Genomic DNA, 26,747 nt, shown 5'->3' with positions numbered 1-26,747 from the left:
CGGTCGATCAGTAGCGGTGGGCGATGGTCTGCTGCCTGGCATGGAAGCACAGGGCCGTGGAGAAGCTAGGCTCATGGCCCCAGCCAGAGGAGGCCCGCGCGGCCATGATACTCCATGTTGGTGAAACAGCCATCACACCGGAAGCCCTTGCCGACTGAAGACATCCCGTCCGTCAGCCTCGGGAGAAGCAACAACATCTGGAAGGGAAAGCTACGGTGATACATCTGTGCGATCCGGATCAAGTTGCTGGGGTATGAAAGCGGCCAGAAAAACCAAGATTTCGGGCAGGGCATATCGGCCGATATGCCCTGCCCGAAAATACCGATGCAATCCTCCGGGCTATTCGTAGTCCTGGAGGTTGGCCAACATCTCTTCAACCTGCTGGGAGAGGCGGGCCATGGCTTCTTCGGCGGTGGCAGCGCCAATCCAGACCTCACCCAACTCCTGCTTCCAGGCCGCATCGAAGGCGGCGTACATGGGATGGATGGGATCGTACATGGTGAAGAGGTGTTCCTTGCCGGCCAGGAAGGCGGCCTTGTTGGAGCCGGGCAGGCTTTCCGGGTTGAGGAAGCGCTCATCCTGCTGGAATTCCTCCAGGGCCGGGGTCATGACGTTGAGGTTGAGCAGCATGTTGACGCCCTCCGCGCCCGGAGCGGCCAGGAATTTGACGAACTCCCAGGCGATATCCGGGTACTTGGTCTGGGCGGAGATGGCGAAGCAGCTGCCATCGGCCCGGTTGACCGGCTCGCCAAATTTGCCGATAGGCAGGGGCGCGAAGTCGAATTCCAGGCCTTCAGTGCCCAGGTAGAGGGGAATCCGCCAGTGGCCCACCACCTGCATGGCGGCCTTCTGTGCCGCGAACAGGTCGCTGATGTCGGCCCGCTGCTCGTCCGTGGGCATAACCTGGTACTTCAGCATCAGGTCGGCCACCCACTGGATGGAGTTGATCACTTCGGGCTCATTGCCCAGGAACTTGGTGGGATGGCGGATGTCGTCGAACAGGCCATGGCCGGTGTTGCTCCAGACGACCATGGGCCAGTAATCCCGGAACTGATCCACGCCGAATTGATCGATCTGGCCGTCGCCGTCGAAATCCTTGGTCAAGGCCTGGGCTGTAGCCAGGAAGTCATCCCAGGTCCAACCCTCCTGGGGATAAGCGACGCCGGCCTCGTCAAACATCTTCTTGTTGTAGAAGACCACCAGGGCGGCGCGATCCAGGGGGAGGCAGTAGACCTTGCCGTCGATGGTGTAGAGATCCAAAACGGCCGGTTCGTACTGGGAAAGGTCAATGTTGTCCCGGGCGATGTAGTCATCGATGGGGAGGATGGCGCCCTTGCTGGCCAGGGCGTAGGCGATGTGGGTGGCCGGGTAGAAGACATCTGGGGCCGTGCCGCCGGCGACTGTGGTCTGCAGCTTGGTGTAGTAGTCAGCGCTGCTACCGATGTTCTCCAGTTCGACGGTGACGTTGGGATGTTCCTCCTGGAAGCGTTCGATCAGGGGCTTCGCCACATTGTCCACCCGATTTTGGTCCCAGCGCAGGAACCACTTGATGGTCGCCTGTTCATCCGCGGGTGCCTGGGCAGCACTGTCCCCACTCTGTTCACCGGTAGACGGGGCCGCTGCGGGGGCGCCACAGCCTGTGAATGCGACCAGCGCGACCAGCAGCGCGGTCAAAAACATCAATTTGGGCAATTTCATCATGTTTCCTCCTGTAACTGACAAGAAAGACTTTCGTAGAATCCGATCCAGCTTTATGCTGTCCATTGGGCTGTTCATGCTCTGTCGATGCAACACCTCCTGTTGTCCTGTTGTACCTCCTGCACTGTACCCATTTCGCCAACATCACGTGAAACGCACACCCCAGTTCGGCAACGGGCTACCGGGTGGATGGACGGGAACGGCATTCTGCAGCGAATCCGCTGCGCCTGGAAGGCTGCCGTTCCCCCAACCTGGCACTGTACGTGCCAGGTCCATCCGTGGGGCCGGAAGTTAACCTTTTGAGCCACCGGAGCCCGTCAACGCGACGCCACTGATGAAGTAACGCTGGGCCAGGAAGAAGACGATCAGGGGCACCACCATGGCCACCGCGGCGGCAGCCATGTAGAGATGCCAGGCCGTGAAGTAGTCGTTGCGGAATGCCGCCAGACCGACGGAGACGGTGTAGTTCCGGTCGGAGCTGAGGTAGATCAAGGGCCCCAGGAAGTCCTGCCACGCCTCCATGAACTCGAAGACGGCTACCGCTCCCAGGGCTGGTTTGGCCAGGGGCAGCAAAATCTGCCAGAAGGTCTGCCAGGGATTCGCGCCGTCAATCTTGGCGGCCTCGTCCAGCTCCAGCGGAATGGTCTGGAAGTATTGGCGCATGAGAAAGATGGAAAACGCGCCGCCGAAGAAGTTGGGCACAATCAAAGGCAGCAACGTATCCAGCCATCCCAGGTACCGGAACAGGATGAACCGGGGGATGATCAACAGGTGAAAGGGGATCATCAGCGTGCTCAGCACCACCATGAAGAGCAGGTTCCGCCCGGGGAAGCGAAAACGGGCAAAGCCGTAGGCCACCAGGGACGAGCTGAGCACCTGGCCGATCACGCTCAAAATGGTGATGATGAAGGTGTTCATGTAGTAACGGTCGAAGGGCCGGGCCGTCAACGCGTCCGGATAGTTGCGCCACTGGATCGGGTTGGGGATCCAGGTAGGTGGATAGGCCAGCGTCTGGGCCTCGGTCTTCAACGAGGTGCTGAGCGTCCAGGCCAACGGGATGAAGATAAACAGGGCCCCCGAAATCAGAATCAGATAGATCAAGGCACGGGTGATGATGTACTTAAACCCCGGATGCCGGGCGCTTACATAGCTCACCTGCGCCGCCGGTGTCTGGCTGATGGTTGTGCTGGAATCTGCCATTTTAGTTACCTCCGCCCACGACTTCACTCTCGTAGTACACCCAGGCCCGAGACCAGCGGAAGACCACGACAGTCAAGACCATGATGACGACGAACAGGACCAGGGCCAAAGCCGAAGCGTAGCCCATCTGAAATTGCTGAAACGCTTTCTGATAGAGGTAGTAGGTGATGAACAGGGAGGCGTTGCGCGGCCCGCCCTGGGTCATGACATAGGCCTGGGTGAACAGCTTGAACGTATCGATCATGCCGGTGATCAGGTTGAAGAAAATGATGGGCGTCAACAGGGGCAGGGTGATCTGCCAGAATTGTCGCCAGGAATCTGCCCCGTCGATGGAACTCGCATCGTAGAGGTCCTGGGAGATACCCTGCAGACCCGACAGATAGATGATCATGTTACGCCCGGCCGCCACCCAGATGGCCATCACCATGAGCGATGGCAGCACCAGCATCGGATCATCGAGCCACCGCGGCCCTTCCTGGCCCAACACCTGGCGGATGAAACCGTTGAGCACCCCGTAGCGGGGGTTGTAGATCCACATCCACACCAGGGAGACCGCCACCGGCGGCAGCACCACCGGCATGTAGTAGATCACCCGCCACAGGCCCACAAACTTCACCTTCTGGTTGAGGAGCAGCGCCGCGCCCAGGGCGACAATGATCCCCAGGGGCACCCGTCCCAGGCCATACACCACGGTCACCTTCATGGCCTGCCAAAAGAGCTCGTCGGACATGAGACGGGAGTAGTTGCGCAAGCCCACCCAGCTGGGACTCCCCACCAGATCCCACCGGGTGAAGCTCAGGTAGATCAAGGCGAGCAGAGGCCCCAGGGCAAAGATGGTGAAGCCGATCACCCAGGGAGAGATGAAGAGATAGCCGTACAGCGCCTCCTGTCGAAAGGTGCTCAACTTAAATTGGGAGCGTCTGGGGGCAGCCGTTGCCGTCATAGAATCCTCCTTCAGCTATACAACAGCCAGACGAGCTGGCTCCGGAAAGGCGCGCTCAGCGATGTCGGCACGAGTGAGCTTGGTCAGCGCTTCGAAAAAGTAATAATCCCCGTAAATGAGGGCGTGATCCATGAAACCGTGGGGAACGGAGCGGGAGCCATGGAGCAACAAGGCGGGTATATGAGTTCCCCGGGTCGAATAGTTGCGCCACAAGGAGTCGGTGATCCGTTGGGCCCAATCGCGCCATCGGGCAGCCAGGTCCGGATCAGGCTCACAGGCGGCCAGGTCCAAAAGGCCACAGGCGGTCGCCGCAGCCGCCGATGAGTCCCGATAGGTGTGGGGAATGTCTGGACAGCCGTAATCCCAGAAGGGGACCAGGTCCTCAGGCAGGTTTTGCAGGGTGTATTCGGCCATGGCCCGGGCCGTCCACAGGAAGGACTCGATGCCCGTATGGCGGTAGCAGGTGGTAAAGCCGTACAGCCCCCATGCCTGTCCCCGGGACCAACAGGTGTCGTGACAGAAGCCCTGGTAGGTCTCCCGCCGCAACCAGACGCCCGTATCCGGGTTGAAATCGCCCACCTGGGCGGTGGAGCCGTCGGGACGCATCAGGGCCAGTCGGGTGGTGCGGGCATGCTGGGTGGCCACGTTGGCAAAACGGGCATCGCCGGTGTATTCGCTGGCCCAGTAAAGCAGCTCCAGGTTCATCATCACGTCGATGTTGATCCGCCCCCGGTCTGTGGGTCGACCATCCGGTGTGCCCCAGGCCTGCAGATATTCCCCCCGGGGGTTGAAACGGCGAATCAGGGTGGCGGCGGCTTCCACCGCGTTCTCGTAGAGCCCCTCATCCCCGGTCAGCCGTCCTCCCAACACGTGGGAGAGGTAAAAGATGAAGCCCAAGTCGTGGGTGGCCACGCTCTCCTTGAGCCAGGCCAGGCGCGCTGTCCAGTCACGGGCTGCCTGCTCAAAGCGGTCTTCCCCGGTATGGCCATAGGCCAGCCAGAGGAGCCCTGTCCAGAAGCCATCCACCCAGTGACTGGGTGCGCCCCGCTCCCGCTGAACCAGATTCCAGGTTGGGCCATCACAGGATTCGGGGAAATCCTCCAGGGTCTCCATGTTGTGGGCGATGATCGTGATGCTATAGTCAATTGCCTCTTGCCACTGGTACGCCATCACTGCCCCTTTCAACCGTCTACTTTCAACCTCGAGACAAACAACCTCGCTTACAGGCCTCTACACCATGTAACATGGCGGAAATCTGATGGCTTGCTCCCAGGGAAGCCCTGGTGGATTTCCGCCGGGACGGACTAGACGAACCAGGCCCCGCCGTTGATCTCCGCCACCTGCCCGGTGATCCAGGAACCCAGCTCGGAGACGTAGTAGAGCACCGCGCCGGCCACGTCCTGGGGGGTGCCTGCACGCTTGAGGGGAATGCCAGCCACGATGCTGTCATACTTCTCCACCCCGGTGAAGGTCTCGTGGAAGGGGGTATCCACGATGAAGCCCGGGGCCAGCGCGTTGACAGTGATGTTGCGGGGGGCCAATTCCTTGGCCAACCCCCGGGTGAAGCCGAGGATAGCCGCCTTCGCGGCCGCGTAGGGAACCGCTCCGTTGCCGCCCCCATTGCGGGCCGCCAGGGAAGACATGTTCACGATGCGCCCCCCATTGGGCATGAAGGGGAGGGTGGCCCGGGTGACGTAGAACGCGCTGGAGAGATTGACATCCAACACCTTGTGCCAGTGGGCGTCATCCATCTCCGCCACAGAGACCCGCCCCACCAGGTGGCCGGCATTGTTGATCAGGATGTGAATTCCCCCGCCCAACGCCTCTGCCGCCTGGTTCACCACCGCGTTTACCTGGGCACTGTCTGTGGCGTCCAACTGGAAGGCGAAGGCGCGCCCACCCGCTCGCTCAATGCGCGCCACCGTCTCCATGGCCGCCTCTTGATGGGAGAAGTAGGTCAGGGCAACCGCCGCGCCACAGCTGGCCAGGGCCTCCGAAATGCCAGCACCGATGCCGATGTTACCACCTGTGACCAGGGCATTTTTCCCCGATAGGTCCAGTTGCATGGTCAAACCTTTCCTTTCGTCTCAATCTTTAATCGCTGGTCTTTCGCGGTTCGTCTCCCGCCCATACCGGACAACACGGATGCGGCCCGGCGCCCCTCGGCGGTCATCCAGCCGGCAACAGTTAGCTGACTGGGGGGGCCGTGGATGCCCGCACCACAAGTTGGGAGGGCAATGTGATATGGCCCGGCTCTTCATCGACCTCGTTCTGGAGGCGCCCCACCAGACGCTGGACCGCCATGCGGGCGATCTCGGCCACCGGCTGGCGGATGGTGGTCAAGGGCGGTTCAACCACCTGGCAGAGCATGATGTCATCAAAGCCCACCACGGAAAGATCCTCCGGAATGTGGCGCCCCAGGTCCCGAGCGCCGGCATAGGCGCCAAAGGCATACATGTCGTTCACAGTGACCAGGGCGGTGGGCGGATCCGTCAGACTGAGAAGGGCGTGGGCACCCTGCCGGCCCAGCTCCACGGCCTCGGAATCGCCGAAGTTGTCCGGTTCCGCCCCCTGCCAGACCAGCTGGGGATCGTAGGGGATGCCGGCTTCCTCCAATGCGCTGCGATATCCCGCCAGCCGATCCATGCGGCTGACCGTGCGGATAGGGCCGGAGAGGAAGCCGATGCGGCGGTGGCCCAGGGCAAGCAGATGCTTGGTAGCCAGACGGGCAGCCTGCACATTATCCACGCCGATGGAGTCGATGGGCACCTGGTCCGCAGCCTGTCCGGGGCGGTCGAAGGCCATCACCCGCAGGCCCCGCTGAATCAAGTCGTGGAGGTGGGTAAAAGCCACCAGGGACGAGCCGAAGATGAGGCCCCGTACCCCCTGGCTCCACAACGCCTCTGCGTAGATCCGCTCCCGCTCTGGATCCCGCTCGCTGTTGCCCAGGAGGACCTGGTAGTCCAGGGCCAGGGCTGCTTTCTCCACTTCCCGGGCGAAGACGCCATAGAATGGGTTCGCCACCGATGGGACGATCAGACCCAGGATGGAGGCCTGCCCGGTTTTCAGCTGCCGGGCCGCCTGGTTGGGGGTATAGCCCAGTTCCCGGATGGCCGCCAGGATCCGATCTCGGGTGCTGGGACGCATCCGCTCATCGCGTCCATTGAGCAGGTTCGAAACGGTGCTGACGGAAACATTCGCCAGCCGAGCCACATCAACGATGGTGACCTTGTCGTTGTTGCTCATGGCAGATGTCCAGTGATTCGAATAATACCAGGGATAAATCAAGATAAAACCAACCAGGTAAAACGATACACTTATCTGCACGACAAAAGTCAACTGCCACAGCAGCCTCCCCGAGATGCTCGAGCTGCTGCACCAGGTGATTTTGGGCAGAGCGTCGTTGTCTGGGGAGAAGCGCCGGCGATCCCTGGTCTGTTTTCGGTTGGGCTGAGTGTAACGTTTTAGTGTATCGTTACAATATCACGCGGTTGGAGATTTGTCAAGCACCAATTTTGAGATTTTTTCCAGCTCTTTGCCGGCCGGGGAGCCGTCACGGTCGCCGGGGCGAGCTTTTTTCTCACCTTGACAAAAGACCCGGCGCGCAGTATATTGTGGGCGCCATTCCCACATCTCTGTACATGGAACAGAACCCTGCGGAGATCGAAAGGCTCAACTCTCTAACGCATAAAAACATCGCCTCCCCAGAGCCTTTCACTCTTGACGATAAATTTTGTTGACGACAGCCGAAAACGTTTCCGATCCCCCGCTTCGCCTGGGCGCGGGTGCATGGTGCAGTGTAACCGCCCGCTTCGCGGCCGACACGCCGGCCCGTATCACGCGGCTGAACGCGACTCCCCCCAAGATTCGCGTTTGCTCTATGTCCTTTCTATTTCCATTTTTGAGGAGGAATGGTGCATGTTCACTTCAGGACAATCGAAACGTGGTCAGATGAGCCGCCGTCACTTTTTGCAACTCAGCGCGGCCGTGGGCGGCGCTGCCCTGGTGAGCGCCTGCGCGCCCTCGGCGCCCGGCGGCCAATCCCAGCAGGCGGCCACCGGCAGTGAGGCAGCCGCCCCGCCCGCCGATACCCAAGTGGTGGTGGAAGCCTGGGCCCACTGGGAACAGGGCCTCCAGTGGCTGGAAGATGCCATGAAGAACTACGGCTTCACCGACGAGCACCCCAACATCAGCCTCAACAAAGTGGTGGCGCCCTTCAACGAGATCCACGACAAGATGCTGGCCGCCTGTGCCTCCGGCGTGGGCGTGCCCGACATCATGCGGGTGGAACAGGGGCGCATGGCCGCCTTCTTCAAGGGCCAGGAGATCTGCTTCGTGGATCTTACGGACTTGATCGGCGACAAGATCAACGACCTGGTGCTGGGCTCGGCGGTGGACTACTGGTCGTGGCAGGGGGCCATCTATGGCATCGGCAACGAGATGAACGCCTGCACCCTGGCCTATCGCAAGGCGGTCTTCGACGAACTGGGCATCGAAACCCCCTTCAAAACCTGGGAAGATCTCAAGGTGGCCGGGGAGATCCTCAAGCGTGAGAAGGACATGTACATCATCTCCTTCCACGACCTCCACGACGGCGACTTCCAGATCATGCTCTACGCCGCCGGTGGGCTGATGTTCGACGAAAACGGCGACTTCGGCGGCCTCAACGACCTGGGCAAGGAGATCCTGGAATACCAGCGCAGCATGGTCCACGACCTGGGCTTCGCCACCATCGCGCCGGTCACCGGCGACTCCACCTGGTCGCCCCCCATCTACTGGGAAGCCTTCCGCCAGAACCAGATTGCCACCACCATGGGCGCGCCCTGGCACAACGGCAAGCTGGGCCGGGATGACAAAATCGGCCCGGGGCAGGAAGGAGAGTGGCGCCTGCAGGAGCTGCCCGGCGGCATCGGCGAAGGCCTGCCCACGGCCACCCACGGCGGCACCAGCGTCAGCATCCCGAAGCTGGCCCAGCACCCGGAAGAGGCGTGGATGATCATCGAGTTCACCCACCTGACCAGGGCGGTGCTGGAGGATACCCAGCAGCGGGGCATCATCCCCACCTACAAGCCGGTGCTGACCGACCCCATCCTCAACGAGCCCTACGACTACTACGGCGGCCAGGTCATCGGTGAGCTCTACCTGAAGCTGGCCGACGCCATGCCCCGCATCTACCAGTCACCGTGGGCGCCGGAGTTCCACACCGCCTTCCAGAACATTGTCCTGACCCCGGTTCTGCAGGACAACAACCAGGACTACGACACCCTGTTTGCGGATCTGGAAACGGAATTGCAGCGTATCAAGTCCATGTAACCGAAGTCCACTGGCATACCGTGGCGGCGGGCCCCAGCGCGGTTCGCCGCCGCGGCCACCGGTGGGAATCCCGGTTCCAGGCCGGTGCCCCGATACCGGCGACTCTACGGTGAAGGAGAGCTTTGCCCCATGGCAGTCAATCAAAGTCGTCCGCTCCAGGCCGATGTGGCCGCCAAGCAATACTCTGGGCTGGGCTACTGGTGGCAACGGAATCAGATCAAGATCGTCCCCTACCTGTACATCGCGCCGTTTTTCATCCTGTTCGCCATCTTCCTGGCCTACCCCGTCCTCAACAGTTTCTGGATCAGCTTTCACAAACAACAGGGCATCAGCACGCCCGAATTTGTGGGGCTGAGCAACTACATCAACCTGTTGGCCGATCCCCGTTTCAAACAGTCGGTCATCAACTCCACCGTCTATGCCCTGGGCAGCCTCTTCCTGCAGATCCCCCTGGCCTTCATCCTGGCCGTGGTGGTCCACTCGTGGCTGGTCCCCTGGCTCAATTTGAAGAGTTTCTACCGCCTGGCCTTTTTCGTGCCCCTGTTGACCTCCGGGGTGGTGGTGGCCCTGATGTTCGGCATCCTCTACGACTACAACTCGGGCCTGATCAACAGCTACCTGGTCAGCCTCTTCGGCGAGGGGGCCAAGATCGGCTGGCTGCGGGATCCCAAGGTGGTCAAGTTTTCCATCATCCTGCTCTTGATCTGGCAGTTTACCGGCCTCAATTCCCTCTACTTCCTGGCCGGGCTGCAGAACATTCCGCGGGAGCTGGAGGAGGCCGCGGCCATGGATGGGGCCAACGCGTGGACCATCCTGTTTCGCATCACCATTCCCCTGCTGCGGCCGGTGATCCTCTTCGTGGTCATCACCGCCATCAACGGTTCGTATCAGATCTTCACCCAGCCCTACCTGTTGACCGGCGGCGGCCCCCGGGATCAATCCATCAGCATGGTGATGTACCTCTACAACACCGGCTTCTCCTACTTCAACCTGGGCTACGCCTCGGCCATCGGCTATACGCTGGTGTTGATCGTCGTCACCCTGGCCCTGATCAACCTGCGCTTCTTCGGCGCCTTCCGTGAGGATCACTAGAGATGGCTGTACAAACGCTCTCCCAACCCCGCAAGCACGCACGCTCCACTTCCAAGCTTCGCCGACAGCTCTTCATCGTCCTGACCAATCTGATCCTGATGGGCGCAGTCTTTCTGACGGCGTTGCCCTTTCTCTACATGATCTCGGCTTCGTTCAAGCCCCAGTACGAGATCTTTACCTTTCCGGTGAAGCTGCTGCCGGAGACCTTCTTCCCCGATAATTACACCAAACTCTTCACCGAAACCCTGTTCACCCGCTGGTTCCTGAATACCTTCATCGTGGCCGGCGGGCGGACGTTGCTATCCCTACTCCTGTGTATGCTGGCCGGTTTTGCCTTCGCCAAATATGAGTTCCCCCTCAAACAACAACTCTTCATCTTCATCCTGGCCAGCCTCACGTTGCCCTTCGAGATTTTGCTGGTGCCCCTCTACAAGATGATGGTGGGCCTGGGCTGGCTCAACACCTACTGGGTCATGATCGTCCCCTTTGCGGCCAACGCGTTCGGCATCTTCCTGGCCCGCCAGTACTCCCTGGCGCTTCCCACCGAGCTGATGGAAGCGGCCCGGATGGATGGCGCCAACGAGCTGAGCATCTTCTTCCGCATTGCCCTGCCCAACTTGAAGCCAGCCATTGCCGTACTGGGCATCATCTTCTTCAATGGCGCCTGGAACGACTTCCTCTGGCCCCTGATCGTCATCAACGACCGGGTCATGTACGTCATCAACCTGGCCCTGCCCACCCTGCGCGGTCCCTACGGCGACCAGTATGGGCTGGTGCTGGCCGGCGCGGTCCTGGCCACCCTGCCGGTGATCATCATCTTCGTCACCATGCAGCGCTACTTCATCGAAGGCCTGATGGCCGGTGCGTTGAAGGGGTAGAGCAGGGGGAAAAAGCCACCCACCGGGAAGGCATCATCCATCCCGCAGGCGGCGCGCGTAGAGGGTGTAGCGCCGCATGGGCGCGGCATAGCGTCCGCTGATCCGGCGGGAACGGCTCTCCTCCAGCATCAGCGCGTGGATCACGTAGCGGAACCCCAGGGCCCGGGCCTGCTGCTGGCACCGGGCCACCAGCCAGCTCCCCACTCCCAGGCCGCTGTACTCTGGCAGGATGCCCACCGTCTTGATCACCACCGTATCCACCGCCTCCCCCCGCCGGGCCTGGGCCAGGTCCGGAATCGCAAAGAGGAAACCGATGAGGTCGCCCTGGCGCTCGGCCAGCAGGGCCAGCTCCGGCAGGATGTGGGAAGCCAGGGGGTGATACTGGGCCAGAAACTCCGCCTCGCCGATGGGGGTGTAGAGAAAATTGTGCTGAAAGCTGCGCAACACCACCGGGTAAAGGCGTCGCAGCTCGTCGGCGAAGTGGGCCAGGTCCACCGGCCGGGCCGTGATGCCGTGGGCGCGCATCCGCTCCTCCAGCTCGGACAGCCGTGGATCCGATTGCGGCAGCTTTCCCCAGGCGGAAAAATAGTGGGCCAGAGGCTCAAAGCCAGCCGCCACAAACTGGCGGGGCCAGGCATCGGGCTGATCGGGCTCCAGAAAGAAGGGGGGGCGCTCCTGTCCCCCCGGCGCCCGTTCGGTCACGAACCGATAGGCGCGGAAGGTGCTGCCATCCAGGGGCCCCACGGCCAGGGTACAGCTCTCCTGGGCCAGCCTCCGGCAGAGCTCTGCCAGCAGATGCGCGGCCGCCTGGTCGTCGGTGGCGGCATAGTGGCCGATGAGCCCCAGCCGCTCGCCGGGATAGGCTGGCACGTGCCGCCACCAGAGGGAGGCCCGGGCCAGGGCCTGGCCGTGGCGGTCCGTCACCAGCCCGTGGGCATCGGCCTCCCGCACCGAAGGCGTGGCAGGCGTCAGGGATGCGCCGGATGGGCCGGGCAGCGAGAAGAAGGCCGGCGGCGGTGTGTGGGTCGTCCATTGTAGCTTCATGGCAATGCCAGTCCTCTCTAAAAGCGTCCTATCCCATCCTCGCCCGGGCTGCCAGCCGGGGCCAGAGGACCAGGGCCAGCACCGGCAGGGCCAGGAGTCCGGGCAACAGCATCGCCCAGGCTGATGGCTCCGGCGTCAACAAGTGCTGAAGCAGCAGGCAAGAACAGACGGGGATCAGCAGGTTGTCCAGCCCCCACCAGGACACGGCATCCAGCAGGGTCGCCAGCAAGGCCACCGACAGGGCCACGGCCAGCACCGATGCACCGCCCATGGGTCCCGCCAGCCAGAGGGGCAGGTCGACACACAGCAACGCCAGCAAGAAAAAGGTCAAAGAGCCTTCCACACTTTTTTCTCCCTGGAACACCCGATAACGTCGGGTACCGTAGAAAGTCCCCACCAGCCCGGCGCCGGCGTCGGCCAGGGTGAGGATCAGGATGGCGATGCTGTAGACCAGGGGATCGCCGGCGGAGATCCCGTAGGTGGCCGCGGCCCCCAGTGGAAACCAGATCTCCCCCCACGTCTTGCGCGCCACACTGCCGGTCACGCTGCCCAGCCCCTCCCGCAGCACCCGGACGCTCCGCACCAGGCCCAACCCAGCCGCAGCCAGCACCCCCAACACCATCACCGGCCAGCGCTCGTCGAAGAGCCAGGGCATGGCCAGGGCAATGAGGCCACCCCCCAGATGCATCCCCTTGCGCACCCATTCAGGATGGGGCTGCCGGCGCCGTTGGTAGCCCGCCAGCACCCACATCCACCCCAGGACCGCGCCCAGGGTCAGGAGGATCTTGGCCAGGATGACCAGCATTTCCTGCGCAGATGTCATCACCGGTTCAGCAGATCTCCACCACCACCAGCGCGCGATAGAAGAAGGCCTTGTCCTGTTGGTGCAGGGCCTGAGCCAGCTCGGCCAGGGGACGCAGCCGGTGGGCCAGCTCCGGGGGACGAGAACGGGGCACCAGCATGTTCCAGTAGACCAGCCGGCCGCCGGGGCGTCCGCAGTCGGCCAGCCGCTCCAACACCGCCCGATAGGCGTCGGGAGACATGTACTCGAAGATGTCGCTCAGGTTGAACCGGTCGATGGAGCGGGGCGCGCAGGTCTCCAGGTAGGCTTCCAGGGACAGGCACCGCCATTCCAGACAGTCCAGGTGGGCGCGGATGGCGTCGAAATGCTCGCGCCGCAGGGCATAGGGCAAGGCATCCCCATGATGTCCCAGGAGGATCCATTGCAGGTAGGGATTTTGGGATGGGTCCAGTTCGGTCAGGGCGTGACGGGTCCGGGCCAGGAGATGGCCGGCCACATCTTCCTGGGCGTAGGCAAAAAAGCGGGGATCCCGACCCAGCCGGCCCAGCAGGGGACGGGAGAAGAAGATTCGGAAGAGCAATCGCCAGCGCCAGTTGTCCCAATGGCGGACGTAGAAGCGCTCCCGCTCGGCCCGGCTCCGGGGTTGCAAGAGCTGCTCCCGCACGGCCCGGGAATGGATCAGGGGCAGGATGCGGGTGCCAAAGAAGCGAAGATAGCGCTCAAACTTGCCCACGTTCACGATGCCCCGGGCGATGGCCTGGGGACGGGCGTCCCAGAAGTGGCGCTCCTGGGGCGACAGCCAGGGTCGGCAACAGCGGTAGAGCTCCTGGCGGCAGGAGCTGGGGCGGACGCCCAGCAGGGCCAACATCTGCTCGTAGGGCAGCGCCCGATAGGCGGCCACCCGCAGGGCCAGGCAGGCCAGCTGGGCCGGGTTCAGATCCAGGGCGATGACCCGCTGCGGCCCCTGGGCCACCATGGCCAGGGTGTTGTCCCCCGCCGAGGCGATGGACAGGCAGGTGTGGTGGGGCTGGATGGCCAGGGCCTGCAGGAGCACATCGGCATCCTCCCAGCACTGGGCGTAGCGGATGAAGGTGAAATCCACCTGGGCGCGGGGGTCCGAGGCCATCTCCGTGATCCTCTTGGTGGAGCGGGCGCCACTGCCCCGCGGGTGAAGCGTATCCGTCGTCAATCGCCCAGGCAGGTCCCCACCCGGCGTGCCGACTCGATCCATGGATGGTCCAGGGGCACCATCTTCAACTTGCCGGCCACCTCTTCCAGGGGCACGGGCACCGCTTCCTCGCCCCGGGCCGCCACCATGACGCCGTAGACGCCCTGGTTGACCAGCTCGGCACAGGCGGTGCCCAGGCGGGTGGCCAGCAGGCGATCCGCAGCCGAGGGCGTACCGCCCCGCTGCAGGTGTCCCAGAATGGTCAGGCGGGACTCCAGGCCGGTGAGTTTTTCCAGCTGCTGGGCCAGGCGCATGGTGTTGCCGGCATGGTTTTCCTCCAGGGCCGCCAGGCGGGCCTTGGCCTTCTTCCGCTCCTCTTTGGTCTTGGCCTCTTTCTTGGCCTGGCGCGCCTCCTCCAGCGCGGCGGCATCCTCCTTAGAGATGGCCCCCTCGGCCACGGCCACGATGCTGAAACGTTTGCCTTCCTGGCTGCGCCGTCGGATGGCTTCGGCCACGATGTGGACGTCGTAGGGGATCTCTGGGATGAGGATGACGTCCGCGCCGCCGGCGATGCCGGAGCCCAGGGCCAGCCAGCCCACCTTGTGGCCCATGATCTCCACCACGATGATGCGGTGATGGCTGTGGGCCGTGCTGTGGAGGCGGTCGATGGCTTCGGTGGCGATGCCCAGGGCGGTGTCAAAGCCAAAGGTGACGTCGGTCATAGCCACGTCGTTGTCGATGGTCTTGGGCAGGGTGATGACATTCAGGCCCTTTTCCACCAGTTGAAGGGCATTTTTCTGGGTACCGCCGCCCCCCAGGCAGATCAGGCCGTCCAGGTGGTGTTTGTGATAGTTATCCACAATCACATCCCGCATGTCCATCACCTTGCCCCCCACGGGCATGCGGTGGGGCTTATCCCGGCTGGTGCCCAGGATGGTGCCGCCGAGGGTGAGGATACCCGAGAGGACATCGCTTTCCAACCGGACGCTGCGGTTTTCCATCAGCCCGCGGAAACCATCCCGAAAACCGATGACCTGCATGCCGGGGTAGGTGTGGGCAGCCTTGCCGATGCCGCGGATGGCGGCATTCAGACCCGGGCTATCGCCACCTGCAGTCAGAATACCGATGTACTTGCCCATGGCCTGTGCTTCCTTTCTCCAATCCAGCCGATAGACGTCACTTGAGTCCGGAGTCCGAAGTCCGGAGTCCGAGGATCAGTCCAGGGTCACCAGGTATTCCCATGCACTCAGGCCCGCCTTGGCGCCTTCCCCGATGGCCACCAGCACCTGTTCGGCGTGGATGTTGGTCACATCTCCCGCCGCGAAGAGGCCCGGCACATTTGTCTCGCAGCGGTGGTTGACATAGATGTGGCCATCCTCGTCCAGGGTGACCAGCCCCCGCACCAGCTCGTTGTTGGGCAGGAGGGGAAACTGGACGAAGACCCCTTCCACCGCCACCTGGCGGGTCTCGCCGTTGCTGCCCACCAGGCTGATGCCAGTGACAAACTCATCCCCCACCACCTCCTGAACTTCCCAATCCCGGAAGAGGGAGACATTGGGGCGGGCCATCACCTTGGCCGCCAGGGGGAGCTCGGCCAGCTCCTGGGGTTGGGCCACGATCAGGTAGACCTGCCGGGCCAGCGCGGCCAGCTCCAGCGTGGCGATCAGGGCCCGGTCCCCGCTGCCCACCACGGCCACATTCCGATCTTTGAAGAGGGGCGCATGGCTGATGGCCGAAAAACTGACGCCCCGGCCCCAGAACTCCCGCTCGCCGGCCACGTAGAGGCGCTTGGGGCGGGCGCCAGTGGCCACGATGACGGTCCGGGCGGCGATTTCCGACCCATCGGCCAGGGTGATGCGGAAGGTGCCTTCCGGCTGGCGGGTGATCCGGCTGGCCTCCTGCTGCACGTAGGTAGCCCCAGGGCGCTCCCGGACCCGCTGCTCAAACTCATGGACCAGCCCGCCCCCCCAGACTGAATCCACCGGCTCCTGGCCGCGCAGGGTGAAGCGATTGCCCACCCAGCCGCCCAGCTCTGGGGCGATGATGGTCGCCTGCAACTGGGCGTGCAACACGTAGCGGGCGGCAGCCAGCCCCGCCGGCCCGCCTCCCACAATGGCCACATCCGATTCCGCCATAACACCTCGCCTTCTGATCAACGAAAAAACATTGGTTGGCTGCCCTTGCGGGCATCCTGATTGAACCACAGAGCCCAGGAGTTTGCAAGGGGGCAGTAAATCCTGGAAAAGTGGACCAACCGGCTCGCCTCAGCCGCTATCTCCCGAGCGCAGAAAGGGCAGGGTCACCAACAGGCGCTCCACAGCCTGATCCGGCCCCTCCCGGTCGGTGTCTACCACGGCGACCGGTTCAGCAGGGGGCTCATAGGCCGCATCCACCCCGGGGAAATTGCGGATCTCGCCCGCCAGGGCCCGGCGGTACAGCCCCTTGGGGTCCCGGCGGCGGCAGGTCTCGGGGGCGCAGCGGACCCAGACCAGGGCCAGGTGAGGAAGGAGCCGGGCGGCGAAATCCCGATAGTGTTGGCGGTTGCCGGTGGCCGCGATGAGAACGTGCACGCCCTGCTCCACCAGAGTGGCTGCCAGTTGGGTCAGCCGCCGGTAGAAATCCTCCCGTTCCCCGGGCGTGAAAGTTGGCTGGGGTGTGAGGATGGGCCGCAGCTCGTCAGAATCCAGCAGCACGGCGCAGATCCCTTCCCTGGCCAGGCGCCGCTGCAGTGTCCGGGCCAGGGTGGTCTTGCCAGCCGCGGGCAGGCCGGTAAACCAGACGGCCCAGCCGGGTGATGTCTCGTCCCTACCCATGACTCGCCTCACGAAACGGGCACCAGGTACCGGTTGACGGCCGCTGGATTGGGGTCGAAGGACGCCGCGCCCAACACGTGATCGATAAAGCCGAAGAGCAGGCGCCGCACATCATCCCCCACGTTGTACCAGACGGGGCTGGCCAGAACCAGCCCCCGCCACGCCAGAAAGGGCGCCACCAGGGACAACAGCTCCTCATCGCCCGTGGCATCCAGGTAGGTCTCCCAGAAGAGGGTCCAGAGGGTTTCGAAGGGCGGGGCCAGCCGCCCGACACGCTGGAGGGAAAAGAACAGGTAGTTGATGGCCATACAGCTCACATCGTCCGCCGGCTCCCCCCAGGCCCCCCGGCTGCGGTCCAAGAGGGCGAACTCCACATCGCCGGTGAAGAGGACGTTGAAAGGATGGAAGTCGCCGTGTACCTGGGCCAGCCGGTGGTCCTGTCCTTTCAGACGCCAACGCCAGGCCACACAGGCCTGCTCCACCTCCCGTAGCCAGTCCGGCGGCAGCAGGGCAAAGTCATCTGGATAGCTGTCCACCAGCCCCATGATGCCTTCACCGCTGCCCACCGTGTCCCGGATGCGACGGCGGTAGAGGGCCCGTCGGTCCCGCGGGCCGGTCTCCTCCTGGTCGACGGGGAACTTCTGGGCGTGGATTTCAGCCAGATAGCGGGCCAACGCTTCGGCCCGGGCCCGATCCCGGTCTGTGAGGTCGCCGCCATCCCGCAGGCGTACCAGGTCCTGGGCGTAGGCCTGCCCATGCACGAAACGGGAGAGGAGGAAGAACTCACCGGCAGCGCCCAGGGAATGGAGTGCGGGGCTGGCATCGGGCGTGGTGTGGAAGAAAGCGCCCACATCCAGCGCGGGCACGTGCCGGGGCAGGTGGTTAAAGGTATCGTAGCACCGCAACAGGGCCGCGGCCCGGTCCGCCCGGGTTTCGTGCCCGAAGTGGTCCGCGGCGGCCGTGTGCAACACCACCCGGTGCTCCTGGCCATCCACCCGATAGCGGATCAGGACGGGCCGGCCGTAGCCGAACACCTTGAGGGAGCGCCGGTCGGCCTCCCCGCCGGCCGTGTCCGTTGCCGGGGCCGATATGGCCTTATCGCTGAGGCCCGTCATCTCCAGCACGGTGGCCGGCTGGCCATGGAGCTGGCTCAGGTAGGCCTCCACCTGGGCCGTGTCGAAGCGGGCTGTTTCCGGGGTCATGGGCCCTTCTCCTTAGCCGACCAGTTTCCTCTGCAGCGCCACAGCCACCGCCTCGGTGCGGCTGTTGGCCTGCAGCTTGGAGAGGATGTTGCTCACGTGGAATTTGACGGTGGAACGGCTGACGACCAGCCGCTCGGCAATTTCGCTGTTGTTGAGCCCCTCCACCATCAGGGCCAGCACCTCCCGCTCCCGTTCGGTGAGGGCCTGTCCGGGGGGCAGGCGATCGGCGTTGCGGGCGTTGTGGATCAGGGCCTCCGCGGCTTCAGGTGCCAGGGTGGGTCGGCCCGCGTAGGCGGCGCGGATGGCCTGGGCCAGCTCATCGGCCGAGACGTTTTTCAGCAGATAGCCGATGGCGCCGGCCTTCAGCGCAGCCTGGACCAGCTCATCCTCCTTAAAGCTGGTCAACGCCACCACCTGGATGTGGGGATAGCGGGCCCGGATGGCCTGGGTTGCGGCTGCACCGTCCATCCGGGGCATCATCAGGTCCATCAAAATCACATCGGGTTGGAGTCGTTCGCACAGGGCCAACGCCTCGGCCCCGTCAGCGGCCTCGCCCACCAGCTCCAGGTCGTCGAACGCCCACAGGAAGGCCGAAAGGCCGCTGCGAACCACGGCATGGTCGTCTACCAGCATCACCCGAATGGTCGATTGCTTCGTCACCGTCATGATCCTTACCGCATGTTCTTTGCCGTCGTAGACCAGGCTTCACTGCATGATCCACAGGTTACACCGATGAACACCGATTCTCTTCGGCCTGCTCTGCCTCATCTGTGGCTGGGGCATGCCAGGTGACCTGCACCTGGGTGCCCTGCCCCCGGCGGCTGGTGATTTCCAACCGGGCGCCGATGGCGTCAGCCCGCTCGTGCATGATGGTCAGGCCCAGATGCTCCGGGGTCACGGCATCCAACACAAAGCCGCGCCCATCATCGGTCACGGTCAGGCAGGCGCCCTCGGGCTGGCGCACCAGGTGGACCGTCACGTGCTGGGCACGGGCATGCTTGGCCACGTTGTTCAGGGCCTCCTGGGCGATGTGGTAGAAGGCAACCTTCACGTCGGGGGGAAGGGGGTGATCTCCCTCCAGGGTCAGGTCGATGGGGACCCGGGCCCGGCCGGTGATGGCTTCCGTCAGCTGGCGCAGGAGCTCGCCCAGGTCCACTTCGATCAGGGTGGCAGGCCGCAACTCCAACAACAGGGTGCGCATTTCTGCCAGCGCGCCCCGGGTCAACTGACGCAACTCCTCCAGTCGACGCCGGCCATCTTCGGGGTTGTGGGCCCACAGCTTGGGCAACACCTCCGCGATCAGGCTGGCCGAGAAGAGGGTCTGGGTCACCGAGTCGTGGAGGTCCCGGGCGATTCGGTTGCGCTCCGCCGCCACGGCCGAATGCTCTACCTGGGTACGCAGGCGGGCATTTTCGATGGCCAGGGCCGTCTGATCGCCCATGGTGGTCGCCAGTTCGATCTCCTCCACCGAAAATTTGCGCGGCTCCCGGTAATAAAGCATCAGGCTGCCGTAAATGTCCTCTTTGATGATCAGGGGAACAGTCAGGACGGCCTGATAGTGATTCTCCAGGGGATCCTGGGCATCCCCGGGCTGGGTGCCGGGCTCTTCAGCGCCATCGCCGGCGCGAATCTGCACGAAGTCGGCCTGGCGGGTGACCCGGGGCCTGGACGGCAGGCTCTGCGGGGAGGTATGGGGCGCGCGGGGCGTGGAAGCCGTGGGACCGCTGCCGGTGGGGAATCCGTCAGGATTGGCTTGCCCGGCCGGCTGTGTGTGGGGCAGCTCGGGCAACAACTCGGGCGGCAAGCCGTAGGCAGCCTGGACGATGAACATGCCCTCTTCGTCGCCCAACTGGTAGATGGCGCTGGCGTCGGCATGGAGGAGACGGCATGCCTGGCCCACAATGTAGTCCAGGGTTTCCCGCAGGGTGCGATTGGAATTGAGGATGGCCAGGATATCCCGCAGGCCATCCGCTACCTGTCGTCGCCGCTCAAGCTCCCGGGTGCGTTCTTCCACCCGCTGCTCCAGCATCTCCTCAATCTGTTTACGGCGGGACACGTCGGTGATGGAGCCCACTACCAGCATCTCGTCCCCCACCTGGATAGGGCTGAGCCCCGCCTCGATGGGAAACTCGGTGCCGTCCTTGCGGCGGGCGGCCAGGTCCATGCCAGATCCCATGGGGCGGACCCGGGGATGGAGAGCAAAGTCCGCCCGGTGGGCCCGGTGGTCCTGGCGGAAGCGCTCCGGCATGAGGAGCTCAATGGGCTGTTGGAGGAGCTCCTGCTGGCTGTAGCCGAACATGTGGGCCAGCTTCTCGTTGGCGTAGACGATGTTGCCTTGCTGGTCCACCATAACGATGGCGATGGGGGCCGCGTCCAAAATGGACTGGAGAACTTCGGTACTGTTCAGGGATTCTGCCAGGGGCAGGCGATAGGGCAGATCGTGGTATTGGGTCATGGTTTCAGGGTACCAGAATTGGATTCCTTCGCGCGGACTCGGCCGGACAACCCGGGTCCAGCCTTTAGTATATCACGTAGCCGGTACCCGCTCCAGCATGGCCAGGGTAAGGATGTCCCAGCCTCTGGGGGACATTCGTCACCGCGCCCACGGTTATGACACCAGGACGTGGCACCTATGATTTCGCAGGTCCGGTATGGAAAGCGGACCTACGACTGAGGATGCCGACTCCGCGCCGTGGTGGTTGTCCCTTCGTGGAGTGCGCATCCTCAAAGGCGGCGTCCTCCCATGCAGCGCCGTCTGCATCGAAATCGTGGACGATTGAGATTTGGGCGAGCGGGGATGGAGGGAGCAGACGCAACCTGAGCCGAAGCCCTGCGTAAAGAAAGTAAGGATGCAGGAGAGGCGACGAAGCGCAGCTACGAGCCGTGCCTACGAAAAGGCGACGACTGGTAGACTGTGGGATTGTGGATCGCAAAATCCCGGTTGCTGTCCCTTTCGGCGGCCTTTATAATGGCGGCCAGGACGAATCCACGGTCGGGCAGCGATATCACCAGCCGGGAGACGCTGACCATCTGCCGTCAGTTCGATGGCGCAGATCCGGCTGCCCCGTTCGGGTGGATGCCATGGGCGAATTTCCGCCGGGATGTCCTGACCACCACGCCACCACAAGCAAGCAGAGGTTCATCATGAGCGACTGGCATCACCAATCCATCGAAGAAGTCCTGGCAGCCCTGGGTAGCGACGCCAAGCAGGGCCTCTCCGCCGCCGAAGCCCGGGAACGGCTGAACCGCTACGGTCCCAACGAGTTGGTGGAGCGGGGACGGAAGTCCCCCTGGCAGATCCTGTGGGAGCAGATCTCCTCCACCCTGGTGGTGGTTCTCATCGTGGCCGCTGTCATTTCGGCCCTCCTGGGCGACTACAAGGACGCGGTCGCCATCCTGGCCATCGTGGTGCTCAACGCGGTGCTGGGCTTTCGCCAGGAATACCAGGCGGAGCAGGCCATGGCCGCGCTGAAGAAGCTGGCCGTCCCCAAGGTACGGGTCCGGCGAGACGGCCATGTCCAGGAAATTTCGGCCCGGGAGCTGGTCCCCGGCGACATCATCCTGCTGGAAGCGGGCAATCTGGTCCCCGCAGATGGCCGCCTGATTTCCTCGGCCAATCTGCGGGTAGAGGAGGCCACCCTCACCGGAGAATCGGAGCCGGTGAGCAAGCGGGCAGAGGTCACAGTCGAAGCCAACGCCGCATTGGGCGACCGCCGCAACATGGTCTACATGGGCACGGTGGTGACCTATGGCCACGGTGAGGCCGTGGTGACGGCCACCGGCATGGAGACGGAGTTGGGCCGTATCGCCGACATGCTCCAGACGGTGGAAAACGAGCCCACCCCCCTGCAGCGCCGGCTGGATCAGTTGGGCCGGCGGCTGGCCCTGGTCGCCCTGGCCATCGTGGTCGTCATCTTTGGCCTGGGCGTGTTGCGGGGCGAGGATCTGCGGCTGATGATGCTCACCGCGGTCAGCCTGGCCGTGGCCGCCGTGCCCGAAGGCCTGCCCGCGGTGGTCACCATCGCCCTGGCCCTGGGCGCCCAGCGCATGCTGAAACGCCGCGCCCTGATCCGCAAGCTGCCGGCGGTGGAAACCCTGGGCTCGGTGACGGTCATCTGCTCCGACAAGACGGGCACCCTGACGGAAAACCGGATGACCGTCACGGTGCTGGATGTGGTGGGGGAACGCATCGACCTGACCGAGCGCCTGAGCCGGGAACGCGCGGGGACCTTCTCCGTGGCGGAGGCGGCGCCCGGCCCTGTGCAGCCGGCTCTCTCGCTTCTGCTGGCCGGCGCAGCCCTCTGCAACGACGCGGTGGTGGAGCCGGCCAACGAGGGCGATGGGGAGCGCTTTCGCATGGTGGGAGATCCCACGGAGGGTGCCCTGGCGGTGGCCGCGGCCCGGGCCGGCCTGCTCAAGGGCAAGCTGGAGGAGCTCAGCCCCCGGGTGGCCGAGGTGCCCTTCGACTCCGCCCGCAAGCGCATGACCACCGTCCACAAACGTCCGCCGGCCGAGACGCCTGTGCCGGAAAGCCTGCGCCCCCTCTGGGATCAGGTGGACTTGGCCGGCGCGCCGCCCTACATCGCCTTCACCAAGGGCGCCCTGGACAGCCTTCTGCAGGTGACGACCCGGGTCTGGGCGGGGGACCATGTGGAGCCTCTGGACGAGGAGTACCGCCAGCGCATCGTGGCCGCCCACGACGAGCTGGCCCAAAACGGGATGCGGGTGTTGGGGGTGGCCTTCCGGGGCATGGAAGAGCCGCCGGCCGACGGTGCCGTGCAGGAGGTGGAACAGGAGCTGATCTTCGTGGGGCTGGTGGCCATGATCGACCCTCCGCGGCCCGAGGTGAAGGCGGCCGTGGAAACGTGCCGCAACGCAGGCATTCGCCCCATGATGATCACCGGCGACCACCCCCTGACGGCGCGGCACATCGCCCAGGAGTTGGGCATCGGCGATGGCAAGCGCCTGCTCACCGGCCAGGACCTGGAACAGCTTTCCCCTGAAGAGCTGGACCAGGCGGTGCGGGAGGTCTCCATCTTTGCCCGGGTGGCGCCGGAACACAAGCTTCACATTGTCCAGGCCCTGCAGCGCCAGAAAGAACTGGTGGCCATGACCGGCGACGGCGTCAACGATGCCCCGGCCCTTAAGCAGGCGGACATCGGCGTGGCCATGGGCATCACGGGCACGGACGTGGCCAAGGAAGCGGCGGACATGGTGCTGCAGGACGACAACTTCGCCACCATCGTGGCCGCGGTGGAGGAAGGGCGCACCATCTACGACAACATCCGCAAGTTCATCCGCTTTTTGCTGAGCTGCAATTCGGGCGAGATCTGGGTGATGTTGCTGGCGCCCTTCGTGGGAATGCCCCTGCCCCTCCTCCCCCTCCAGATCCTGTGGATGAACCTGATCACCGACGGCCTGCCGGCCCTGGCCCTGGGGGTGGAGCCGGCCGAGCCGGACGTCATGCGCCGGCCGCCCTATCCGCCCAGTGAGGGCATCTTCAGTCGAGGCCTGGGCTGGGATGTAATCTGGATTGGGTTGGTGTTGGGATTGGCGCCCCTGGGGTTGGGCTACTACTACTGGCAGGCCGGGGATCCTGCCTGGCAGACCATGCTCTTCACCACCCTGGTGCTCTCCCAGATGGCCCTGGCCATTGGGGTGCGCTCCGAGCGGGAGTCCATCTTCCGGATCGGCCTGCTCTCCAATCGGCCCATGGTCGGCGCCGTCCTGCTGACGATCGTCCTGCAACTGGCGGTGGTCTATGTACCCTTTGCCCGCACCTTCTTCGAAACCGAGCCCCTGGACGCCCAGCATCTGCTCATGAGCCTGGCGGTCTGTACCCTGCCCCTGTGGTGCGTGGAGCTCGAGAAGTGGCTATTCCGCCGGCGTCGGCGTGGAGGAGATACGAAAACCGCTGCCACGTCGTAGCTCGTAGCAGGTAGCTCGTAGTAGCTCGTAGCTGCACATCCATCGCCGTCCCATCACCCGCCTGGGTGTGGCGACTGATGTCAAAAATAAAACAGGCTCAGATCCCGGACGGCCGGGCCTCACCGGCCAGGGCCATGGTCGCGCCCGGGCTCAAGTGGGATCTGCCGCCTGCCACGCCCGATATGCCTTCAGGATGACCGAACGGGTTTCCGGCGCCACGGCATACTGGTCCAAGGCACCCACGTCGACCCAGGCCAGCTCGGCCGCGTCATCCTGGGCCTGGGGAACGCCGCTCCGATAGGTGGCCCAGAAGTCGATGACCACATAGTGGTATTCCACCCGGCCCTGGGCATCCCGCTCGATGGGCTCGAAGGTATCGACCACATCGCCCACGTCGATTTCGATCCCACATTCCTCACGCACTTCCCGCCGCACGCCATCAGCCAGCCGCTCGCCCAGCTCCAACAGGCCGCCGGGCAGGCCCCACTGCCCGGCCCGGGGAGGACGCCCCCGTTTGACCAGGAGCACCTGCCCCTGGCGATTGAAGACGGCCGCGCCCACGCCCACCAGGGGGGCAGTGGGATAGCGGCGGCGAATGGGTTCGGTCGAAGGCTCGGGGAAAGAAGCAGCGTCCATCAGGCTGTGGCCCATGTGTGCACCAGCTGGGGCAGGTCTGTGAGTGCGGTGATGATCGCGTCCGGGCGGATCCGTTCGGCTACCTGGGCGTTGTCAAACTGGACCTGGGGCGTGGTTTCCAACTGAACCTGGACGGTGAGGGCGCCCAGCTCCAGCCCCCCCTGGATGTCGTGGAGCAGGCTGTCGCCCACCACGATGACTTCGTGGGGCAGGGCATCCCAGCGGTCCAGGGCTAACTGGAAGAAGCGGGTGTCGGGCTTGCGGTACTCCACGCTGGCGCTGCTGATGCACAGGTCCAGATAGGGGCGCAGCCCCAGATAGTCGATGATCCGCTGGAAGACCCGGTCGCAGTTGTAGTTGGCCAGGACGGCCAGCTTGAAGCCGGCCCGTTGCAGATGGGCCAGGACGGCCGTAGCGCCGGGGTAGAGCTGCCAGGCGGTCATCTCGGGGGCGTAGAAAAGGTCCACCGCCCGGCGAAGGACATCGGGATCCATCTGGCTGGCCGGGTAACCAAAGAACTGAAGCAGGAAGCTCATGGCATCATCCGCGATGTGCTCCTCCTGCTCCTCGTCCGACTTTTCCTCGGCAAAGCGGCGGGCTTCCACGATGTTGGGCCAGAATTCCGCCGGCAGATCCATGCCGGTGGAACGCATGTAGGCCTCTGCCGCGCGGGCCCCTTCTGCCATCAAGTCCGGCAGGGGGCGAGTCAGGTGGGCCAGGGTGTAGTCAAAATCGAAGATTACCCCCTGGATCAGGGGCGGGGAGGGCAGCCGGATCCCCTCGCCCAGCTCTGGGAAAAAATTGTGCTGCAGCCGCTCCAGGGTTTCCTCGTCCAGCGGGGCGGCCGCCATTTCGGCCACTTCCGTCTCCTCCGGGAGAGAAGTCGCCTGGGCACGCCCCGGCGTGGACGATGCCCCGAAGATGGCCTGTCGCTCTTCGTCGGTCAGGGTCCTGGCCCGGGCCCGGGCGCGGGCCAGGAACGCCTCTTTCTCTTCGGGTGTCAGGGGCTCCATGGAAGGCGGGGATGAATGCGCCTGCTGTTCGTCGCGGGATTCGTCATGGGATTCGTCGTGGGACGATTCGCTCATCATACGTCCATCCGTTGTGCAAAACTGACAACGACCTGCCGGATCCCTTTGGATCCGGCGGTTATCAGTATAGCACATGGCGCCGAACCGCCAAGGGGGCCCGCATCCGAAGGCAGCTAAGCAGGGAGCGCGCTGGCAGGTTCATCCTTCCCGCTGCCAGCGTATGCCGCCGAGCACCGCCACGGTAACGTACGTCACGGTCAAAAAGACGAAAAAGAAAAAGCTCATCAACAGTCCCTGAAGATGGTTGAGGGGGGCATGGAAGTGGGCCAGGATGTCCGTCAGCAGGGAGTGGGGCGCCAACAGCACGTCCCAGCTGTTCCAGCGCGGCAGGCGGCCCAGGTAGACGCCGAAGCTGCCGGCCGCTATGGATACCAGGGCTACCAGCCATCCCAACATCGGTCCATACCAGCGCTGGAACAGGAGCTGGACCAGTTGCAGGGAGAAGAAGCCCAGCATCAGGCCGGTCCAGGCATAGGAAAAGAGGAGCAGGGCGTCAAACCACAGGGGCACCCGATGGCGCGGAGAGATGTGCATCAAGTCGGTGATGAGGTAAGGCGCGTTGGGGAAAAACAGCAGCCACAGCCCCAGCAGCCCCCAAACCAGCCAGGATGGCCGCCGACGCCCATATCCCAGGCGCCAGGCCAGCAAGGCACAGACCATCGGGATCCAGGCCAGCAGCAGATTTTTGTTCAAGAAGCGATAGGTCGTCGTTTGGGCGTAATAGACCCGAAACAGGAACAGGCCGACGCTGGCGGCCGAAGAGAGGATGTAGAGCAGGAGCAGTAACAACATCCTGGTGCGTTCTGGCGCCAACAGGGAGATGAACGGGAACGGGGTGCGCCGTGGGTGTGGCCGCCCGCCCAACACATTCCACATACCTGCTGATTCCTGGGCGAATACTTGCCCCTTCACACCAGCGGCGGGGCCTTTTTGAGTTTC

General features: G+C 64.0%; 22 protein-coding genes. 4 read left to right on the top strand and 18 right to left on the bottom strand.

Features of this window, described 5'->3' with window-relative positions; genetic code table 11:
- Positions 1 to 339 precede the first annotated feature (339 nt).
- The 6 genes from FKZ61_RS20000 to FKZ61_RS19975 all read right to left on the bottom strand — a co-directional run bounded on the left by FKZ61_RS20000 (position 340) and on the right by FKZ61_RS19975 (position 7,087).
- Positions 340 to 1,701: an extracellular solute-binding protein gene (locus FKZ61_RS20000; RefSeq protein WP_170200064.1), complete on the bottom strand. Its 1,362-nt coding sequence runs from the start codon at positions 1,699 to 1,701 to the stop codon at positions 340 to 342.
- Positions 1,702 to 1,989: 288 nt separating this feature from the next.
- A complete protein-coding gene (locus FKZ61_RS19995) occupies positions 1,990 to 2,898 on the bottom strand; it encodes a carbohydrate ABC transporter permease (RefSeq protein ID WP_141611914.1) in 909 nt (302 codons plus the stop codon).
- Between the two features lies 1 nt (position 2,899).
- Positions 2,900 to 3,841, bottom strand: a complete 942-nt coding sequence (locus FKZ61_RS19990; RefSeq protein ID WP_141611913.1) for a carbohydrate ABC transporter permease — start codon at positions 3,839 to 3,841, stop codon at positions 2,900 to 2,902.
- 15 nt (positions 3,842 to 3,856) lie between these two features.
- Positions 3,857 to 5,011 (bottom strand): glycoside hydrolase family 88 protein, encoded by a 1,155-nt coding sequence (locus FKZ61_RS19985; protein WP_141611912.1) that lies wholly within the window; start codon positions 5,009 to 5,011, stop codon positions 3,857 to 3,859.
- A gap of 134 nt (positions 5,012 to 5,145) precedes the next feature.
- Positions 5,146 to 5,907: an SDR family NAD(P)-dependent oxidoreductase gene (locus tag FKZ61_RS19980; protein ID WP_141611911.1), complete on the bottom strand. Its 762-nt coding sequence runs from the start codon at positions 5,905 to 5,907 to the stop codon at positions 5,146 to 5,148.
- 121 nt (positions 5,908 to 6,028) lie between these two features.
- Positions 6,029 to 7,087 carry a LacI family DNA-binding transcriptional regulator gene (locus FKZ61_RS19975; RefSeq protein ID WP_141611910.1) on the bottom strand — a complete coding sequence of 353 codons (1,059 nt, stop codon included), beginning with the start codon at positions 7,085 to 7,087 and terminating at the stop codon, positions 6,029 to 6,031.
- Between the two features lie 672 nt (positions 7,088 to 7,759).
- Here FKZ61_RS19975 and FKZ61_RS19970 point away from each other — a divergent pair.
- From FKZ61_RS19970 to FKZ61_RS19960, 3 genes are all read left to right on the top strand, one after another.
- On the top strand, positions 7,760 to 9,154 hold the full coding sequence (locus FKZ61_RS19970) for an ABC transporter substrate-binding protein (protein WP_229964331.1): 1,395 nt from the start codon (positions 7,760 to 7,762) through the stop codon (positions 9,152 to 9,154).
- Positions 9,155 to 9,283: 129 nt separating this feature from the next.
- Positions 9,284 to 10,246, top strand: a complete 963-nt coding sequence (locus tag FKZ61_RS19965) for a carbohydrate ABC transporter permease (protein WP_141611908.1) — start codon at positions 9,284 to 9,286, stop codon at positions 10,244 to 10,246.
- Between the two features lie 2 nt (positions 10,247 to 10,248).
- On the top strand, positions 10,249 to 11,124 hold the full coding sequence (locus FKZ61_RS19960) for a carbohydrate ABC transporter permease (protein WP_141611907.1): 876 nt from the start codon (positions 10,249 to 10,251) through the stop codon (positions 11,122 to 11,124).
- Between the two features lie 33 nt (positions 11,125 to 11,157).
- Here the strand turns inward: FKZ61_RS19960 and FKZ61_RS19955 are convergent, their stop codons facing one another.
- The 9 genes from FKZ61_RS19955 to FKZ61_RS19915 form a co-directional block, all read right to left on the bottom strand.
- Positions 11,158 to 12,168, bottom strand: a complete 1,011-nt coding sequence (locus FKZ61_RS19955; protein WP_141611906.1) for a GNAT family N-acetyltransferase — start codon at positions 12,166 to 12,168, stop codon at positions 11,158 to 11,160.
- A 28-nt stretch (positions 12,169 to 12,196) separates the two neighbouring features.
- A complete protein-coding gene (locus FKZ61_RS19950; protein WP_141611905.1) occupies positions 12,197 to 12,994 on the bottom strand; it encodes a diacylglycerol/polyprenol kinase family protein in 798 nt (265 codons plus the stop codon).
- Positions 12,995 to 12,998: 4 nt separating this feature from the next.
- Positions 12,999 to 14,096, bottom strand: a complete 1,098-nt coding sequence (locus FKZ61_RS19945) for a DUF3419 family protein (RefSeq protein WP_141611904.1) — start codon at positions 14,094 to 14,096, stop codon at positions 12,999 to 13,001.
- A gap of 59 nt (positions 14,097 to 14,155) precedes the next feature.
- Entirely contained in the window at positions 14,156 to 15,277 is a 1,122-nt protein-coding gene (locus FKZ61_RS19940; protein ID WP_141611903.1) for a 6-phosphofructokinase, read from the bottom strand.
- A gap of 75 nt (positions 15,278 to 15,352) precedes the next feature.
- Positions 15,353 to 16,273, bottom strand: coding sequence for an NAD(P)/FAD-dependent oxidoreductase (locus FKZ61_RS19935; protein ID WP_141611902.1), 921 nt, complete (start codon positions 16,271 to 16,273; stop codon positions 15,353 to 15,355).
- 129 nt (positions 16,274 to 16,402) lie between these two features.
- Positions 16,403 to 16,951 carry an adenylyl-sulfate kinase gene (locus FKZ61_RS19930; protein ID WP_141611901.1) on the bottom strand — a complete coding sequence of 183 codons (549 nt, stop codon included), beginning with the start codon at positions 16,949 to 16,951 and terminating at the stop codon, positions 16,403 to 16,405.
- 8 nt (positions 16,952 to 16,959) lie between these two features.
- A complete protein-coding gene (locus FKZ61_RS19925) occupies positions 16,960 to 18,153 on the bottom strand; it encodes a phosphotransferase family protein (RefSeq protein WP_141611900.1) in 1,194 nt (397 codons plus the stop codon).
- Positions 18,154 to 18,165: 12 nt separating this feature from the next.
- Positions 18,166 to 18,813, bottom strand: a complete 648-nt coding sequence (locus FKZ61_RS19920) for a response regulator (RefSeq protein ID WP_229964330.1) — start codon at positions 18,811 to 18,813, stop codon at positions 18,166 to 18,168.
- 64 nt (positions 18,814 to 18,877) lie between these two features.
- The gene (locus tag FKZ61_RS19915; RefSeq protein ID WP_141611899.1) at positions 18,878 to 20,608 is read right to left on the bottom strand and encodes a PAS domain S-box protein; all 1,731 of its coding nucleotides are present in this window, start codon (positions 20,606 to 20,608) and stop codon (positions 18,878 to 18,880) included.
- Between the two features lie 689 nt (positions 20,609 to 21,297).
- Between FKZ61_RS19915 and FKZ61_RS19910 the strand changes: the two genes are divergently transcribed.
- Positions 21,298 to 24,081 carry a cation-translocating P-type ATPase gene (locus tag FKZ61_RS19910; protein ID WP_141611898.1) on the top strand — a complete coding sequence of 928 codons (2,784 nt, stop codon included), beginning with the start codon at positions 21,298 to 21,300 and terminating at the stop codon, positions 24,079 to 24,081.
- A 150-nt stretch (positions 24,082 to 24,231) separates the two neighbouring features.
- On the opposite strand, the gene FKZ61_RS19905 is transcribed toward FKZ61_RS19910, so the two are convergent.
- The 3 genes from FKZ61_RS19905 to FKZ61_RS19895 all read right to left on the bottom strand — a co-directional run bounded on the left by FKZ61_RS19905 (position 24,232) and on the right by FKZ61_RS19895 (position 26,684).
- Positions 24,232 to 24,732 (bottom strand): NUDIX hydrolase, encoded by a 501-nt coding sequence (locus FKZ61_RS19905; protein WP_229964329.1) that lies wholly within the window; start codon positions 24,730 to 24,732, stop codon positions 24,232 to 24,234.
- A complete protein-coding gene (locus FKZ61_RS19900; RefSeq protein WP_141611897.1) occupies positions 24,717 to 25,808 on the bottom strand; it encodes an HAD family hydrolase in 1,092 nt (363 codons plus the stop codon). The genes FKZ61_RS19905 and FKZ61_RS19900 overlap by 16 nt, the downstream gene beginning before the upstream one ends.
- Positions 25,809 to 25,946: 138 nt before the next feature.
- Positions 25,947 to 26,684 carry a DUF1361 domain-containing protein gene (locus tag FKZ61_RS19895; protein WP_170200060.1) on the bottom strand — a complete coding sequence of 246 codons (738 nt, stop codon included), beginning with the start codon at positions 26,682 to 26,684 and terminating at the stop codon, positions 25,947 to 25,949.
- Between the last annotated feature and the right edge of the window lie 63 nt (positions 26,685 to 26,747).

Source organism: Litorilinea aerophila, assembly GCF_006569185.2.
In the GTDB taxonomy this organism is placed as follows: domain Bacteria; phylum Chloroflexota; class Anaerolineae; order Caldilineales; family Caldilineaceae; genus Litorilinea; species Litorilinea aerophila.
Note: the sequence above shows the minus strand (reverse complement) of the source record. Positions and strands in the feature narration are given on the sequence as shown.

Coding starts and splice junctions, on each gene's coding strand:
- FKZ61_RS19930 (WP_141611901.1), bottom strand. CDS start 16,951: ATGGGTAGGGACGAGACATCACCCGGCTGGGCCGTCTGGTTTACCGGC.
- FKZ61_RS19925 (WP_141611900.1), bottom strand. CDS start 18,153: ATGACCCCGGAAACAGCCCGCTTCGACACGGCCCAGGTGGAGGCCTAC.
- FKZ61_RS19960 (WP_141611907.1), top strand. CDS start 10,249: ATGGCTGTACAAACGCTCTCCCAACCCCGCAAGCACGCACGCTCCACT.
- FKZ61_RS19975 (WP_141611910.1), bottom strand. CDS start 7,087: ATGAGCAACAACGACAAGGTCACCATCGTTGATGTGGCTCGGCTGGCG.
- FKZ61_RS19990 (WP_141611913.1), bottom strand. CDS start 3,841: ATGACGGCAACGGCTGCCCCCAGACGCTCCCAATTTAAGTTGAGCACC.
- FKZ61_RS19940 (WP_141611903.1), bottom strand. CDS start 15,277: ATGGGCAAGTACATCGGTATTCTGACTGCAGGTGGCGATAGCCCGGGT.
- FKZ61_RS19945 (WP_141611904.1), bottom strand. CDS start 14,096: ATGGCCTCGGACCCCCGCGCCCAGGTGGATTTCACCTTCATCCGCTAC.
- FKZ61_RS19905 (WP_229964329.1), bottom strand. CDS start 24,732: ATGGGCCACAGCCTGATGGACGCTGCTTCTTTCCCCGAGCCTTCGACC.
- FKZ61_RS19910 (WP_141611898.1), top strand. CDS start 21,298: ATGAGCGACTGGCATCACCAATCCATCGAAGAAGTCCTGGCAGCCCTG.
- FKZ61_RS19970 (WP_229964331.1), top strand. CDS start 7,760: ATGTTCACTTCAGGACAATCGAAACGTGGTCAGATGAGCCGCCGTCAC.
- FKZ61_RS19935 (WP_141611902.1), bottom strand. CDS start 16,273: ATGGCGGAATCGGATGTGGCCATTGTGGGAGGCGGGCCGGCGGGGCTG.
- FKZ61_RS19965 (WP_141611908.1), top strand. CDS start 9,284: ATGGCAGTCAATCAAAGTCGTCCGCTCCAGGCCGATGTGGCCGCCAAG.
- FKZ61_RS19985 (WP_141611912.1), bottom strand. CDS start 5,011: ATGGCGTACCAGTGGCAAGAGGCAATTGACTATAGCATCACGATCATC.
- FKZ61_RS19995 (WP_141611914.1), bottom strand. CDS start 2,898: ATGGCAGATTCCAGCACAACCATCAGCCAGACACCGGCGGCGCAGGTG.
- FKZ61_RS20000 (WP_170200064.1), bottom strand. CDS start 1,701: ATGATGAAATTGCCCAAATTGATGTTTTTGACCGCGCTGCTGGTCGCG.
- FKZ61_RS19895 (WP_170200060.1), bottom strand. CDS start 26,684: ATGTGGAATGTGTTGGGCGGGCGGCCACACCCACGGCGCACCCCGTTC.
- FKZ61_RS19900 (WP_141611897.1), bottom strand. CDS start 25,808: ATGATGAGCGAATCGTCCCACGACGAATCCCATGACGAATCCCGCGAC.
- FKZ61_RS19915 (WP_141611899.1), bottom strand. CDS start 20,608: ATGACCCAATACCACGATCTGCCCTATCGCCTGCCCCTGGCAGAATCC.
- FKZ61_RS19955 (WP_141611906.1), bottom strand. CDS start 12,168: ATGAAGCTACAATGGACGACCCACACACCGCCGCCGGCCTTCTTCTCG.
- FKZ61_RS19980 (WP_141611911.1), bottom strand. CDS start 5,907: ATGCAACTGGACCTATCGGGGAAAAATGCCCTGGTCACAGGTGGTAAC.